15 protein-coding genes and 1 tRNA gene are annotated in these 15,190 nt (G+C 68.9%); 5 read left to right on the top strand and 11 right to left on the bottom strand.

Annotated elements, in window-relative coordinates:
• Positions 1–320 precede the first annotated feature (320 nt).
• A complete protein-coding gene (locus tag AC3WLY_RS17790; protein ID WP_072436032.1) occupies positions 321–1,718 on the top strand; it encodes a sigma-54 dependent transcriptional regulator in 1,398 nt (465 codons plus the stop codon).
• Positions 1,719–1,759: 41 nt separating this feature from the next.
• Positions 1,760–2,731 carry a thymidylate synthase gene (locus AC3WLY_RS17785; protein WP_072436420.1) on the top strand — a complete coding sequence of 324 codons (972 nt, stop codon included), beginning with the start codon at positions 1,760–1,762 and terminating at the stop codon, positions 2,729–2,731.
• A gap of 74 nt (positions 2,732–2,805) precedes the next feature.
• Here AC3WLY_RS17785 and AC3WLY_RS17780 read toward each other — a convergent pair whose 3' ends face one another.
• Together AC3WLY_RS17780 and AC3WLY_RS17775 are read right to left on the bottom strand one after the other, a co-directional pair.
• Positions 2,806–5,361, bottom strand: coding sequence for a DUF6600 domain-containing protein (locus AC3WLY_RS17780; RefSeq protein ID WP_492310741.1), 2,556 nt, complete (start codon positions 5,359–5,361; stop codon positions 2,806–2,808).
• Positions 5,362–5,523: 162 nt separating this feature from the next.
• Complete coding sequence (locus AC3WLY_RS17775; RefSeq protein WP_072436030.1) at positions 5,524–6,231, bottom strand: ArsR/SmtB family transcription factor; 708 nt, start codon at positions 6,229–6,231, stop codon at positions 5,524–5,526.
• Between the two features lie 199 nt (positions 6,232–6,430).
• Between AC3WLY_RS17775 and AC3WLY_RS17770 the strand changes: the two genes are divergently transcribed.
• Entirely contained in the window at positions 6,431–6,571 is a 141-nt protein-coding gene (locus tag AC3WLY_RS17770; protein WP_492310740.1) for a hypothetical protein, read from the top strand.
• A 130-nt stretch (positions 6,572–6,701) separates the two neighbouring features.
• On the top strand, positions 6,702–7,214 hold the full coding sequence (locus AC3WLY_RS17765) for an acyl-CoA thioesterase (protein ID WP_011544912.1): 513 nt from the start codon (positions 6,702–6,704) through the stop codon (positions 7,212–7,214).
• 46 nt (positions 7,215–7,260) lie between these two features.
• Here the strand turns inward: AC3WLY_RS17765 and fumC are convergent, their stop codons facing one another.
• The 3 genes from fumC to AC3WLY_RS17750 all read right to left on the bottom strand — a co-directional run bounded on the left by fumC (position 7,261) and on the right by AC3WLY_RS17750 (position 10,545).
• The gene (fumC, locus tag AC3WLY_RS17760; RefSeq protein WP_175963730.1) at positions 7,261–8,655 is read right to left on the bottom strand and encodes a class II fumarate hydratase; all 1,395 of its coding nucleotides are present in this window, start codon (positions 8,653–8,655) and stop codon (positions 7,261–7,263) included.
• 150 nt (positions 8,656–8,805) lie between these two features.
• Complete coding sequence (gene norM, locus AC3WLY_RS17755; protein WP_175963731.1) at positions 8,806–10,194, bottom strand: multidrug efflux MATE transporter NorM; 1,389 nt, start codon at positions 10,192–10,194, stop codon at positions 8,806–8,808.
• Positions 10,195–10,326: 132 nt separating this feature from the next.
• Positions 10,327–10,545, bottom strand: a complete 219-nt coding sequence (locus AC3WLY_RS17750; protein WP_006486208.1) for an RNA-binding S4 domain-containing protein — start codon at positions 10,543–10,545, stop codon at positions 10,327–10,329.
• Between the two features lie 270 nt (positions 10,546–10,815).
• Between AC3WLY_RS17750 and AC3WLY_RS17745 the strand changes: the two genes are divergently transcribed.
• Positions 10,816–11,217: a hypothetical protein gene (locus AC3WLY_RS17745; RefSeq protein WP_111017545.1), complete on the top strand. Its 402-nt coding sequence runs from the start codon at positions 10,816–10,818 to the stop codon at positions 11,215–11,217.
• Between the two features lie 131 nt (positions 11,218–11,348).
• Here the strand turns inward: AC3WLY_RS17745 and AC3WLY_RS17740 are convergent, their stop codons facing one another.
• From AC3WLY_RS17740 to AC3WLY_RS17715, 6 genes are all read right to left on the bottom strand, one after another.
• Positions 11,349–12,125 carry a DUF4088 family protein gene (locus tag AC3WLY_RS17740; RefSeq protein ID WP_175963733.1) on the bottom strand — a complete coding sequence of 259 codons (777 nt, stop codon included), beginning with the start codon at positions 12,123–12,125 and terminating at the stop codon, positions 11,349–11,351.
• 161 nt (positions 12,126–12,286) lie between these two features.
• Positions 12,287–12,625 carry an AzlD domain-containing protein gene (locus AC3WLY_RS17735; RefSeq protein ID WP_034183072.1) on the bottom strand — a complete coding sequence of 113 codons (339 nt, stop codon included), beginning with the start codon at positions 12,623–12,625 and terminating at the stop codon, positions 12,287–12,289.
• Complete coding sequence (locus tag AC3WLY_RS17730) at positions 12,622–13,389, bottom strand: AzlC family ABC transporter permease (protein WP_175963734.1); 768 nt, start codon at positions 13,387–13,389, stop codon at positions 12,622–12,624. Before AC3WLY_RS17730 ends, AC3WLY_RS17735 begins: the two co-directional genes overlap by 4 nt.
• Positions 13,390–13,513: 124 nt before the next feature.
• Positions 13,514–14,443, bottom strand: coding sequence for an AraC family transcriptional regulator (locus AC3WLY_RS17725; RefSeq protein ID WP_492310739.1), 930 nt, complete (start codon positions 14,441–14,443; stop codon positions 13,514–13,516).
• Positions 14,444–14,505: 62 nt separating this feature from the next.
• The gene (locus tag AC3WLY_RS17720; RefSeq protein ID WP_175963736.1) at positions 14,506–14,991 is read right to left on the bottom strand and encodes a CreA family protein; all 486 of its coding nucleotides are present in this window, start codon (positions 14,989–14,991) and stop codon (positions 14,506–14,508) included.
• A 120-nt stretch (positions 14,992–15,111) separates the two neighbouring features.
• Positions 15,112–15,187, bottom strand: a tRNA-Asn gene (locus tag AC3WLY_RS17715).
• Positions 15,188–15,190: the final 3 nt, after the last annotated feature.

The raw sequence follows: 15,190 nt of genomic DNA, 5'->3' as shown, positions 1-15,190 counted from the left end.
GATGAAAATCGACGCGTGTGTCGATGCAAGAGCATTGCGCTGCGCAGGTGCTATGTGCAGATGATTGACAAGCGTCGACTTCCCGAGCGATTTGACCGCATCGCCCGAGGCGCTGAAATCGGGTTGTCGCATTCAGTGCCTATAACTAAGCTGTGTTGATCAAAAAAACGGACGCGAGATAAGCGCCATCATGCGAGGCTTTGTCGTTGCCGCGCATCGGCATGGCGAATCGAGCCATCTTGGGCTGACCCGATTCGATCCTTTCGCACGCGACTTGGCGTGCGCGGCAATCGTTAGATGGTTGATGAACGGGGTGGGCTATGGGAGCCGATCAGCGGCACGTGATCTATTACTCGCGCGAACCGAACGATGCGTTGCGCGGCCATTTCGACGAATGCGGTTGGCGCGTCGATCTCGCGGAGACCGTGCGCGACGTACGGCGCGTCGTGCAGCACGGCGTTGCAACGGCCGGCCTGCTCGATTTCTCGCCGGGCTTCAAGCCCTCGGACCTGCGCGAACTCGAATCCTGCCTGAGCATCCAGCACATCGGCTGGATCGCGGCGACGCGGCGCGGCCAGTTGCAGGACGCCACGCTGCGCCATCTCATTCGCGACTATTGCTTCGACTACGTGACAATGCCGTACGAGATGTCGCGGATCGTCGAGACCGTCGGTCATGCGCATGGCATGGTCGCGCTGACCGAGCCCGTTGCGCCGCTTGCCGGTGCGGGCCGCAGCGAAGGCGAGATGGTCGGCACCTGCGATGCGATGCTCGGACTCTTCAGGACAATCCGTCGCGTCGCGGCGACCGATGCGCCGGTGTTCATCTCCGGCGAATCGGGCACGGGCAAGGAATTGACGGCGGTCGCGATTCACGAGCGCTCGTCGCGTGCGCAGGCGCCGTTCATCGCGATCAATTGCGGTGCGATCCCGTCGACGCTGCTGCAGGCCGAGCTGTTCGGCTATGAGCGCGGCGCGTTCACCGGTGCGAACCAGCGCAAGATCGGCCGCGTCGAGGCCGCCAACAGCGGCACGCTGTTTCTCGACGAGATCGGCGACCTGCCGCTCGAAAGCCAGGCGAGCCTGTTGCGCTTCCTGCAGGAAGGCAAGATCGAGCGGCTCGGTGCGCACGTGTCGGTGCCGGTCGATGTGCGGGTGATCTGCGCGACGCACGTGGACATGGAAGCGGCGCTGCGCGAAGGGCGGTTCCGCGAGGACCTGTTCCATCGCCTGTGCGTGCTGAAGATCGAGGAGCCGCCGCTGCGCGCGCGGGGCAAGGACATCGAGGTGATCGCGCGCCACATGCTCGAGCGTTTCAAGGGCGATGCGCATCGCCGCCTGCGCGGCTTTTCCCCTGATGCGGTGGCCTCGCTGTACGGCTATTCGTGGCCGGGCAACGTGCGTGAGCTGATCAATCGCGTGCGCCGCGCGATCGTGATGTCGGAGGGCCGGATGATCACCGCGGCCGATCTCGAGCTGAACGACTACGCGACGCTCGCGCCCGTGTCGCTGCTGGAGGCGCGCGAGGCGGCCGAACGGCAGGCGATCGAGCAGGCGCTGCTGCGCCATCGCGGCCGTTTCGCGGATGCCGCGCGCGAACTCGGCGTGTCGCGCGTCACGCTCTACCGGCTGATGTGCGCGCACGGAATGCGCGATCGCGGCGACGCGCTGGCAGGGTTTCCTGCGTCGTTGCCGGAGTTTCCGCATCACGCTTGCTAAAATTGGCGGGTACGGCCGCCCTCGCGGCCGAAGGAACCCGCATGAAACAGTATCTCGACCTCGTTCGTACCATTCTCGATACCGGCACCTGGCAGGAGAACCGCACGGGGATCCGCACCATCAGCATGCCGGGCGCGATGCTGCGCTTTGACCTGCAGCAAGGCTTCCCGGCCGTCACGACCAAGAAGCTCGCGTTCAAGTCCGCGGTCGGCGAACTGGTCGGCTTCCTGCGCGCGTCGCGCAGCGCGGCCGATTTCCGCGCGCTCGGCTGCAAGGTGTGGGACGCGAATGCGAACGAGAACGCGCAGTGGCTCGCGAACCCGTACCGCCAGGGCGTCGACGATCTCGGCGACGTGTACGGCGTGCAATGGCGCCAGTGGCCGGGCTACAAGGTGCTCGATGCGGGCGCCGATGCGCAGATCGCCGACGCGACGCGTCGCGGCTTCCGGATCGTCACGCGTTTCGACGAAGACGGCGCACCGAAGGTGCTGCTGTACAAGGCGATCGACCAGTTGCGCCAGTGCCTGGACACGATCATGGAGAATCCGGCCGACCGTCGTATCCTGTTTCACGCGTGGAATCCGGCCGTGCTCGACCAGATCGCGCTGCCCGCATGCCATCTGCTGTACCAGTTCCTGCCGAATGCGACGAAGCGCGAGATCTCGCTGTGCCTGTACATCCGCAGCAACGACGTCGGGCTCGGCACGCCGTTCAACCTGACGGAAGGGGCCGCACTGCTGTCGCTCGTCGGCCGGCTGACGGGCTATACGCCGCGCTGGTTCACGTATTTCATCGGCGACGCGCACATCTACGAGAACCAGCTCGACATGCTGCAGCAGCAGCTCACACGCGAGCCGTACGAAAGCCCGCGGCTCGAGATCGCCGAGCGCGTGCCTGAATACGCGAAGACGGGCGTCTACGCGCCCGAGTGGCTCGAGCAGATCGAGCCGTCCGATTTCTCGCTCGTCGGCTATCGCCACCATGAGCCGCTGACCGCGCCGATGGCGGTCTGATCGCGCGGCCCCCGCAGAAAGAAGGCCTGACCGGCATCAGCCGGTCGGGCCTTTTTGCTTCACGTTTGAGGCACTTACTGGCGGTGCCGCTCTTCGTGACCGCCTTGCGGCGGCGGGTTGCTCGGGCGCGGCGCCTCGACGTGCGGTGCCGGTTGCGGCCGCGGTTCCATCCGGGGCGCGGGCATCGACGGGCGCGGTTCCACATGCGGTGCGGGCATCGACGGCCGTGGCTCCATGCGCGGCGCCTGCGGCTGAGGGCGCGGCATTTCATGTGCGGCGGGGGCCGGCGGACGGTACTCGTTCACGCGCGGCGGCGCGACTTCGCGGCGTGGCGCCGGTTGCGCGAATTCGGGGCGCGGTTGCGGCGCGGGGGCGGCCCGTTCCGGTTGCGGCTGCCCATGCTGGGCCGGCGTCGGGAATTCGGGGCGCGGACGCGGCTGCGGGATTTGCGCCGTATTGTCGAACCTCGGCTGCGGCAGCGCGCGCGGCGCTTCGTTCCGGCCGCCGGGCTGTGCGCCCTGCGGAGCCGGCGCGCCGTCCGGATGCGGCACCGGCACCGCGCTGCGCACGGGCGGCAGCGCATTCTGTCCTGCCGCGTGCAGCGCGGCCGGCGGGGCGGGGCGCTGACGCTCCATCGGCGTGTGCGGCTGCATCCACGCCGGTGACGACGCTTCGGCTGCGTGTGCGTTGCCGTTGCCCGACGGGAAATTGCCGGCCACCGGCGGGTGCGGGACACCGTTTCCGGGCCCGAACGCCTGGCGCGGCGCCGGGTTGCCCGGTGCCTGCGGCATGCCGCCGTTGGCGAAGCGCGGCGCATTGGGGTTCTCGCCGTTCGCCGGCCGCGCGATAGTCGGCGCGCCCGGCACCGGCACCGGTGCGCCCGGCCGTCCGGCCTGCGCGGCTGGCGGCTGGCCTTCGCGCGGCGCGCGTGAAGGTTGCACGACGGGGCCGTGCGGATTCACGAGCTGCACGTTGTGCATTGCCCATGCGCCGCCGTTCGGGTTGCCCGGAACGCGAACCGGGCGAGCCGAGTAGTCGGCCGGCACGTTCGTCTTCACGACGGGGGCGCCGGCGCCCGGTACGCGTGCGCCTTGCTGTGCAAGGTGGGCGGCGGCCTGGTCGCGATACGCGGCCGGCACGGCAGGATTGCGCGTCGCGACGTACGGGTGCTGCGCGATCGCCTCCGGCGGACGGTAGCCGGCATTGCGCAGCCCGCCGGTAAAGCTCTGGCGCACCGGCGCGATACCGGGCGTACCCGGTGTCACGTGCGCATTGCGCCATTGCTGCGGATCGACATGCTGCGAGAAATGCGCAACAGGCTGGCCGTGCACGAACGCGGAGGCCGGCACGGCCGTGATCGCGTGCGGCGCGTGGAAGTTCACGTACGTCTTGTTGATGTTGGTGATATTGGTGATGTTCGTCACGTTCACGGTCTTGTTCACGTTGACGTTGTTCACCACGATGTTGCGGTTCACGCGATCGTAGTAGTGCGGGCTCCAGCCGCCCCAGCCGGGGTGCCACGGCTCACCCGGGCCGAGCGCGAACCATGCGCAGCCGGCCGCGGCGACGCCACCGACGGTGAGCGCGACGCTCCAGTCGGGACCGCCGCCGCCACCGACGAACGCGACGAGCGCCGGCGCATAGACGGGCGGCTGGCTGACGACCATCGGGCCGGGCACCCATGCCCAGCTATCGTCCACGTACGCCCAGCGGCCGTAGTGATACGGAGCGAAGCCCCACGGTGCATCGTCGACCCACGTCCAGCCCCACGGTGCCTGCCAGATCCAGTGGCCGTCGTGATACGGCGCCCAGTCGGCCGGCGTGTCGTTCGGCACCCATACCGAGCCGTAATTCGGGGTTTCGCGCCACGTGCCGTTCGCGTCGAGATCCTGGTAGCCGGGAACGTCGCGGGACACATAGCGGGCCGATACCGAGCGCTCCTCGGCCGCGTCGCGGCTGGCGGCCCACTGGTCGAGCGCATCGGGGCCCGGCGCGGGCGATTGCTGCGCAACCTGCAGGTCGGTGCCCGTGAACACGACCTGCTGTCCGGGTGACAGCGGGTATTGTCCGTTGCTGCCGTAGACGGTCGCGCTGCCGCTGCGCACCGTGACCGTCGTGCTCGCTCCGTTCGGCGCGACATCGACGCGGTAGTCGCCGGGGCCCGTGATGCCGAGCGCGAGGTTCGGCGTGTCGATTTCGTACGATCCGCCGGCCGGCAGCTGGCGCACGTGCGTCGATACGGTGCCGAGGCCGACCTTCAGTTGCGTCGTCGTGTCGTCGAGGTTCAGCACCGACAGGCTCGTTGAATTGCCGAGCCGCACTGCGGTCGAGCCGATGTGCAGTTCCGAGCGCGCGCCGGCATCGTTCCAGAGCTGGTCGCCGGTCGTCAGCGGCCGGTTCACGGCGGCATACGACCATGTATCGGTGCCGGCCGGTTCGGTCGTCACGGCGCCCGACAGGTAATTGAGCCGCGCGACGCGGCCCGGCGGATCGCCGCCCGGCTGCCGGGCCGCGGCCGCATACGGCGGGGCATCGGCCGATTGTGCGAATGCGGGGGGCAGCGTCGCAAGCGCGACGAACGCGAGCAGCGTATAGCGGGCGGATCGCTTGAGCGTGAACAGGGGAGCCATGGTGAGCGTCTTCGTCGTTATCGCGGCGCGTCGATTCGTGCCGTTGAGTTCACAATATCCGCTCGGTCTGTTTCAGTGCTCGGTGTTTTGTAAGCCGGATGGCACGCCATGTAACAAAACCTGTCCATCGCGAGCCGTTGTCGTGCAGCTGCAATGCTGGCGTCAAGCGGACGTAAGCCACCCGTCGAAAACCTGCTGTCCGGGCACGGTGACGCGCAGCACGCGCGGTCGTGCGGAGCGCTCGATCCAGCCGTGCGCACAGAAGCTCTCGAGCAGTGCGGCGCCGAGCGCGCCGCCGAGATGCGAGCGCCGCTCGCTCCAGTCGAGACAGCCACACGCGAAGCGGCGCCGGCGCGCGCGCTGCTGGGCGACGTCGATGCCCCATTGCGCGAGCGCCCGGGTGCCGAGTTCGGTGGTCTCGATCTCATCGCCGTTGGCGAGCAGCCAGCCGCGCGCGGTGAGCCCGTCGAAGATGCGCACTGCGAGTTCGCCGGCCATGTGGTCGTAGCAGGTGCGTGCGTAGCGCAGTTCGGCCGGCACCGTGCGCGACGGCGGCGGAACCGGGCGGTGCGGCGCGGCCGCGCGGGCGACGTTCGCGAGCGCCTCGAGCGATGCCGCGATGTCGGACGATGCGATCCGGTAATAGCGGTGCCGGCCGCGCACTTCGAGCGCGAGCAGGCCGCCTTCGGTCAGCCGCGCGAGATGCGCGCTTGCCGCGGACGGCGACAGCCCCGCGATCATCGTCAGTTCGCCGGCCGGTCGGGCGCTGCCGTCCATCAGCACCCACAGCATCGCGGCGCGCCCCGGGTCGGCGATCAGCGCGCCGATGCGGCTCAGGCCCGGAAAGTGGTGGTCGTCGTGATCGGTCATCGTCGTGTCTCGTCAGGCGGGGTGACTTGCAGTGTAGTGGGTGCGGGCATTCGATGTTTCGGATCCGGCTGAAATGTCGAATAGCGGTACCGGCGCGGGCACCGACCCTGCGGAAGACCGGACTGCGGCGCCGTGCGGGGCACGCGTAGAATGGCCGGACGCGGCGGCAGCGGGCCGCCGCACGTGACACGATGCAATGATGAAGACGATTTTCTGCCTGTTGGCGGCCGTGCTCGTCTGCTCGGCCTGTGCGCAGGGCGGCGCGGGCGCTGCCGGCGCGCGGGGCGGCAGCCTCGAGATGTACGGGACGATCGACCAGGGCATCACGATACGCCGCTGACGGGCGCCGATCCGTGTGCGTTTCGGGCACGTCGGCGCCGCCGCGCCATACGGGGCGCCCCGCGACGCGTTGCCGCAGTGCAACGTATAATGGCCCGATCACAGCGCCCCTGCCGCCCGGAGCCAACAAGATGCCCCAACCGTCCCCCGTACCGGCCGCCCTCGACCGCACCGAAACCGTATTCCGCTTCCTCGCCGAGCCGTCGTCCGTGAACTTCGGCGGCAAGGTGCATGGCGGCGCGCTGATGAAGTGGATCGACGAGGTCGCGTATGCGTGCGCGGCCGTCTGGTCGAGCCGCTATTGCGTGACGGTCAGTGTCGGCAACATCCGTTTCCAGCGCCCGATCCTGGTCGGCAATCTCGTCGAGCTGAAGGCGCGCGTCGTCGCGACGGGGCGCACCAGCATGCACATCCATGTATCCGTGCACGCCGGCGATCCGAAGGGCGGCGTGTTGCGCCAGACGACCGATTGCCTGGTCGTGTTCGTCGCGGTCGACGAGAACGGCAACCCGGTGCCGGTGCCGCCGTTCGTGCCCGAGACCGACGAACAGAAGGTGCTCGCGAAATATGCGGCCGATGTGCGGGCCGCGCTCGACAAGATTGTCGAGATGAAGCCGGAAGAGGTCGCGAAAGGCGCGGTCTGACCGTCGCGGGCGCCGCGCCGTTTGCACCGCGCCCGTCGTTCCGCCGTTACCGAGAGCCGATCATCTGCTCGGGTCGCACCCACGCATCGAATTCCGCCTCGGTCAGATAGCCGAGCGCGAGCGCGGCGGCCTTCAGCGTCGTGCCTTCCTTGTGCGCCTTCTTCGCGATCTGCGCGGACTTGTCGTAGCCGATATGCGGATTGAGCGCCGTCACGAGCATCAGCGATTCGTTCAGCAGCAGGTCGATGCGAGCGCGATTCGGCTCGATGCCCACCGCGCAGTGGTCGTTGAAGCTCTGCGCGCCGTCGGCGAGCAGCCGCACCGATTGCAGTACGTTGTGCGCGATCATCGGCCGGAACACGTTCAGCTCGAAATTGCCGCTCGCGCCGCCGACGTTGACCGCGACGTCGTTGCCGAACACCTGGCAGCACAGCATCGTCACGGCCTCCGACTGTGTCGGGTTCACCTTGCCAGGCATGATCGAGCTGCCCGGCTCGTTCTCCGGAATCGACAGCTCGCCGAGCCCGCAGCGCGGCCCGCTCGCGAGCCAGCGGACGTCGTTCGCGATCTTCATCAGGCCGGCCGCGACGGTCTTCAGCGCGCCGTGCGCGAACACCAGCGCGTCGGCCGCCGCCATCACCTCGAACTTGCTCGGCGCCGTCACGAACGGCAGCTTCGCCAGGCGGCCGATTTCGTCGGCGACGCGCACCGCGAACTCCGGATGCGCGTTCAGCCCCGTGCCGACCGCGGTGCCGCCGAGTGCGAGTTCGTACAGGTGCGGCAGCGCCGATTCGACGTGACGGATGCCCTGGTCGAGCTGCGCGACATAGCCGGAAAACTCCTGGCCGAGCGTGAGCGGTGTCGCGTCCTGCAGGTGCGTGCGGCCGATCTTCACGATGTCGGCGAACGCCTTCGATTTTGCGTCGAGCGTCGTGCGCAGCGTGCGCAGCGCCGGCAGCAGGTGATTGACGATCGCGTACGCGGCCGCGACGTGCATCGCGGTCGGGAACACGTCGTTCGACGACTGGCCGCGGTTCACGTCGTCGTTCGGATGAACCTTGCGCGCTTCGCCGCGCTCGCCGCCCATCAGCTCGCTCGCGCGGTTCGCGATCACCTCGTTGAGGTTCATGTTGGTCTGCGTGCCGGAGCCCGTCTGCCAGACCGCGAGCGGGAATTCGCGCGGATGCTTGCCGGCGATGATCTCGTCGGCCGCGTCGATGATTGCGCGCGCCTTGTCGTCGGCCAGCACGCCGAGCGACTGGTTCACGGCCGCCGCGGCACGCTTGACGATCGCCAGCGCGTGGATCAGCTCGGGCGACTGCTTCTCCGTCGAGATCCGGAAATTCTGCAGCGAGCGCTCGGTCTGCGCGCCCCAGAGCCGGTCGGCCGGCACGGCGATCTCGCCGAACGTGTCGCGTTCCATCCGAACTGCTTCGTTCATGATGCACTCCTCTTGGAAAGGGGAAAGGCCGCGCAATGCGCGGCGCCGGGCGTATCGTGAGGCAGTCGCGCCGCTCGCGCGGCGTCTTCGGGACTTCGGGTCTTCAGCCGACAAGCATAGCGTCGGCCGCGATTTCGTGTCGTGTCGCGCTCAATGCCGCGCCGCGATGAGCGACGCGGTCTTCAGATGAAAGCGCCATGCCATCAGCGCCGCGACGCTCGCGAGGCCGGCCGCGAGCCCCCACCACAGGCCGCGCGCGCCGAGGCCCGCATGGAACGCGAACCAGTAGCCGGTCGGGAAGCCGATGCCCCAGTAGCCGAAGGTCGCGGCGAGCATCGGGATGCGCGTGTCCTTCAAGCCGCGCAGCGCGCCCGACGCGACGGTCTGCATCCCGTCGACGATCTGGAACACCGCGGCGATGCCGAGCAGCGATGCCGCGAGCGACACCGTGGCCGCATTGGCCGGGTCGTCGAGATGAAGATACAGGCCGACGATCGTGTGCGGCGCGACGATCATCACGACGCCCGACAGCGACATGAACGCGACGCCGAGCGCGAGTGCGACGAAGCCCGCATGCCGTGCGGCGACGGGCGAGCCCGCGCCGACCCAGTAGCCGACCCGGACGTTGGCGGCCTGGCCGATCGCGAGCGGCACCATGAACGATACCGACGCGACGTTCAGCGCGATCTGGTGCGCGGCGAGCGACGTCGCGCCGAGTACGCCGACCGTGAGGCCGGTGCCGAGGAACAGCGTCGATTCGACCCCGTACGTGATCGCAACGGGCCAGCCGATGCCGATCAGCTCGCCCATCACGGGCAGCTTCGGGCGCGCCGCGGTCACGAAATGGCGGAAGCGCTGCCGGCCGTGCAGCAGCCAGATCAGCGCGAGCGCGGTGAGCCAGATCGTGATCGTCGTCGCGACCGCCGACCCGAGAAAGCCGAGGCGCGGCAGCCCGAATGCGCCGTGGATCAGCCCGTAGTTCAGCACGCCGTTGACGCCGACGCCGCCGATCGACACCCACAGCAGCCGCCGCGCGGCGCCGATCGCCGGCAGGAATGCGCGCATCAGCCCGACGCCGATCAGGCTGCCGAGCGCCGCGAAGCGCAGGATGCCCGTGTATTCGCCGACGTGATGCGCGAGCAGCGGCGGCTCGTGGAACATCAGCAGGATCGGTTCGGCCAGCGACAGCGCGACGATTGCCGGAATCGCGAGCAGCACGGACAGCGCGAACCCGGTCCAGTAGATGTGCGGCACGCGGTCCTCGGCCTGGGCGCCGCGCGCATGTGCGACGCTCACGCTGACCGACGACAGCACGCCTTGCAGAATGGTGACGATGACGAAGAAGAAGTTCGCGCCGAGACCGCCGGCCGCGAGCGAATCGGGGCCGAGCGAACCGAGCAGCACCGTGTCGGTGACGCTCATCGCCATTTGTGAAAGTTGCGCGATCGCGAGCGGTGCGGCGAGGCGCGCGGTATCGGCAGCGTGACTGGACAGCGACGGCGGCGCGGAGGCCGTCCGCGTGAGACCGGAGTGCGACATGGAATGGGCGCTCGCGCGGGTGCGGGCCCGCGCTGTCTGTATTTATTTTGAGAGACGGCTAGCTTACGGCTTTATTCGTACCGTGTCGAACGCGCGCGCCGATGGCCATGTCGCGGACAGGGGGAACAGGCCCTAAGCCTCGCGCACCGCGATGCGCGTGTCGCCGAGCAGCACGACCTGGCCCGCGCGGATCTTGCAGGTCTTGCGAAGCTCGACCGCGCCGTCGACTTTCACCGCACCGGACGCGACGATCAGCTTCGCGGTACCGCCGCTGTCCGCGAGGCCGGTGATCTTCAGAAGGTTGTGCAGCTCGACGTATTCGCCGGTCAGCGTGAAATCCAGGTTGGGCATGACGAAGAAGGTGCGCAATGCGCGGAAGGAATCGCCTCGCATCATACGGCACCGCGGGCCGGCGCGCGAGCGCGGGCGGTCGCGGCACGCAGATGTTAAGGACTGTGAGCGATTCGTCAGCAAATGAAACGGTGGGTAACAGTCTGAGAGATTCGAGAACCTGCCGTGCGGGCCGCGGGTCTTTTGTCGTACCTGCTGCGTGTTGCGGCGGGGGACGCGACGGACCGCATCGCTGCGGTTCGCGCCCACAACTTCTTGAGGAGGATTGTCATGTCCAAGATTCGTACGATGCTGATCGGTGCCGCGCTGACGGCGTTCGCCACTTCGGCCGCGTTTGCCCAGACGGGCACGGCGGCGCAGGGCGCGGCAGGTGCCGGCGTGCAGGCGCAGACCCCGGCAGCGGGTGTCGGCGCGGGCGTGCAGGGCAGCGCCGGCGCGAACGCGTCGGGCAATGCGGTCGGCGGCGCAACCGATGCGGTCGGCGCGGCAGCCGACGGCGCGAAGGATACGGCGTCGTCGGCCGTCCACTCGGCCAAGAAGCACGCGAAGCACACCGCGAAGTCGGCCAAGAGCCATGTTGGCTCGGCCAAGGCGAAGGCCGGCGAAGCGACCGAAGGCGGTGCATCGGTCGGCGCGGAGGGCGGTGCATCGGCCCAGGGCGCCACGCAGTAAGCGGTGCCTGGCGCCGCGCGACGCTCGCCCTGGACGGCGCGTCGCGACGGCGGCCGTCCGGCGGCCCGGTTCGCTTCGCGCGAACCGGGCCGTTTTCATGTGTTCATGCTTTCAGCAGCGCGGGCGTGCGGTCACGGCCGACGCTGTCCCTGGCCTTGTCCCTGCGCGGGGCGCGCGGCAGCCGGCGTGAATACGCTGCGCAGCCACGCAGCGAGCCGCGCGAAGACGTCGTACGGCTCTTCGACGAAGATCTCCGGTTTCAGCAGCCGCAGGTATTCCATGATCTGCTGCGCTTCCTGTTTCTGGAACGAGCCATGTGCGAGCCCGAGCCGCAGCAATCCGCGCAGTTCGCCGAGCTTGTCGCGCGCGGTGCTGCCGACGCTCATCTCGCATGCGAGCTTGGCCTCGTAAATCCGTTGCCGCAGCGATTCCGCGAGCCGCCATGCGGGCGTTTGCATCAGTTCTTCGAGCGCCTGGATGTCCTGAGCCGCGCCCTTGATCTGCGACGCGAGCGGGTCGATCTGCGCCGGGTCGCCCTGCGCCTCGGCGACGATCGCCTTCGCCCAGTCGCGGCATGCCCTCGCGAGTTCGTCGGGTGTCCATTCGGAGCGCGACGCGAAGCCGAAGCCGAATTCGCCGGCCTGCCGCATCAGGATCGCGACGACGTCCGGAAATTCCTTGTCTAGCGTGCGCTTTGCCCACGCGTACTGGCCGCCCTGCAGCATGCGCTGCACCGCGTGCTCGGTCAGCGGAACCATGTTGTCGAGCAGCTTCGCGCGCAGGAAATCCTCGAACGACGGTGTCGCGAACTGCGGGTCGAGTTTCAGCGACACGCGGACGAACGCGTCGTAGTCCTTGCGCAGGGACTCGAGCGTGTCGTCCTTGAGGGAAAGGGTGATCTGGCCCATGAATCGTCTCGATGGCGGCCCGCGCAGGCCGGCGGTCGGCACGGCGCACCGGTGCGGGCGCAGCGTCGACTGACCGGTGCGCGCCGAGGCCGGTGGCGGGTTTTCATTTCCTATATCGGCGCGCCGCGCGGAAACTTGAGCGCGCGTGGTGGAGTGTCCGCTCAGGCGGGCAGCCAGTGCGGCAGCACGATCCCTTGCCAGAAAAAGAACACCGCGAGCCCCGCCGCGATCGTCACGAGCGGGCGGCGGGTCGCCGCCGACACGAGCACGGCGGCGAGCGCGCCGACGAGCTGCGGATTGCGCCAGGTCAGTTCGGCCGTGCCGCCATGCGGCGAGACGGTCATCGGCACGATGATCGCGGTCAGCACGGTGACGGGCACGAAGCCGAGCGCGGTCCGCACGAGCGGCGGGAAGGTCAGCCGCTCGCCGAACAGGAACAGCGTCGTGCGGATTGCGTAGGTGATGACGGCCATCCCGAGGATCAGCAGCGCGTAGCTCACGATGCGGCCTCCGTGCGTGACCGCGCGCGCGAGCGCTCGTGCCGCAGTGTCAGCGCGACGCCGATCGCGACGCCGGCGGCAACCGCGCCGAGCAGCCCGAGCTTGTACGGCCAGCCCTGCCAGAAGTACGCGAGCGTGCCGGCCGTCGCGGCCGCCGCGAAATAGCGCAGCGTGCCGAGCTGCGGGACGACGATCGCGATGAAGGTCGCCGCCATCGCGAAATCGAGGCCGAGCGACTGCAGGCCCGGGAATGCCGCGCCGAAGCCGATGCCCGCGAGCGTCCAGACCTGCCAGTTCAGGTACATCGCGAGCCCGGAGCCGAAAAAGTAGTGCGGGCCGATCGTGCCGGGCGGGAAGTGCCGGTAGTGCGCATAGGCGACCGCGAACACCTCGTCGGTCATCAGCGCGCCGAGCGTGGCGCGCCAGCGCAGCGGCAGGTGCGCGACATAGGGCGCGAGCGTCGCGCTGTACAGCAGGTGGCGCAGGTTCACGATCAGCGTCGTCGCGAGTACGACGACGAAGCTCGCGCTGCCCGCGATCAGGCCGAGCGCGATGAACTGCGCGGAGCCCGCGAACACGGCGAGCGACATCAGCACGCCGTGCCATGCGGCAAGCGGGCCGCCGCCGACGAGCGTGCCGAAAATCACGCCGAACGGCGCCGCGCCGATCATCATCGGGATCGTGTCGCGCGCGCCGTCGAGCCATTCGTTGAGCGGGCGGCGACGGGGCGATGCGGGTGTCGGGTTCAAAGCGTGCTCCTCCATGCGCTGGAGGATAGCGGGCTGGTGGTTTTCGGGCTTGTATGTTCTTGCGGTCGCGGGCGGGGTGGCTGCCCGGGCGTTTGTCGGCGCAGCGGCAAGCGAGCGGCCGGATGCGGGAAGCCGCGCGTCAGCTCGCCTGCCAGCGCCCGGGCGGCACGCCGAACATCCGTTTGAAATGCCGCGTGAAGTGGCTCTGGTCGACGAAGCCGCTGGCCGCCGCGACGTCGGCGACGGGCACGCCCGCCCGCAGCGGCGCCAGCGCGCGCTGCAAGCGCAGCTGGTTGCGCCAGGCATGCGGCGGCATGCCGGTCGTACGCGTGAACAGGCGCGCCGCGTGGAACGGCGACAGGCCGGCCGCCTGCGCGACTTCGTCGAGCGTCACCGTGCACGTGAGATCGGCGGCGAGCCGCTCGCGCATCGCATCGACGCGCGGCTCGTCCGCCGCGAGCGGCGCCGGTCGTGGCTGCGCGTCGGCATGGCGCACGATCAGCGTCGACAGCGCGTCGAGCATGGCCGTTTCGGCGGCGAGCGGATCATAGATGCGCGGTGCGCCGGAGGCTGGATCGCCGGCCGCCGGATCGCCGGCCGCCGGATCGTCGGCCGGCTGCCCGTGCGCATGGGAGGACAGCGCGCGCTCGCTGCCGGCTTCCATCATCCGGTGCGCCAGCGCGAGCCGGGCCGCGAGGTCGGCGTCGCGAATCACGTCGGGGGCAAACCACGGTGCGTCCTGCGGGCAGCCGGCTATCGCGCTGGTGAGTTCGCGGATGAATTCGACCGGTATGTAGCTGACGCGATAGCACCAGCCTTCGTCGGCCGCGCGCGAGCCCGTATGTACTTCGCCGGGATTGATCACGGGCACGGTGCCCGTTTCGGCGACATGGCCGCTGCCGCGATAGGTGAAGCGTTCCGCGCCTTCGAGGATCACGGGAATCGTGTACGCGTCGTGCCAGTGGGGTGCGAACGTGTGGTCGCGATAGGTGGCCGTGACGAGATCCGCGTCCGGCAGCAGCGGCGTGCGCCAGTAGCGTGCGGAGTCTGGGAGGCGGGTGGCGGACATGATCGGGCGCGGGATCGGTCGAACCGACAGTGTATCGCTCGCGCGCCCGTCAGGTGCGGGCCTTACTTGACCGGAATCGTCGTGCCGGCCGGCATCGGCACCGCGGTGACGGCGTTCTTCGGGCTGCCGCTGACGATGCGGTCGCTGTAGGTCAGGTAGACGATCGTGTTGCGCTTCTTGTCGACCACGCGCACGACGTGCAGCGTCTTGAAAATGAACGACATGCGTTCGCTGAACACGTCGGTCTGCTGCTTGAGCGGTTCCTTGAAAGTGATGGGGCCGACCTGCCGGCACGCGATCGACGCCTCGCTCGGATCCTCGGCGACGCCGAGCGTGCCCTTGATGCCGCCCGTGCGGGCGCGCGACACGTAGCAGGTCACGCCGTTCACGACCGGATCGTCGTACGCCTCGACGACGACGCGGTCGGAGCCCGTTACGCGGAAGTGGGTATTGACGCTGCCGACTTCCTCCGCGTGCGCGAGCGGCGCGATGGCGAATGCGGAGAGCAGGAGGGCGAAGGGTGCGGCGCGCAGGAGGAGGTGCTTCATCGACGGAACCGGATGCGAATGCGGGACAGAGACTCTAGCATGCGCGGGACCGGGCCACGAAAACGCGAAAGGGCGGCCGGAAAAGCGAAAGGCCCGTCGAATGACGGGCCTTTCGCTGTCTGGCTCCCCGACCTGGGCTCGAACCAGGGACCTACGGATTAACAGTCCGGCGCTCTACCGACTGAGCTATCGGGGAATA

The sequence above is a fragment of the Burkholderia sp. FW306-1C-G01B genome (genome assembly GCF_058781685.1).
Note: the sequence above shows the minus strand (reverse complement) of the source record. Positions and strands in the feature narration are given on the sequence as shown.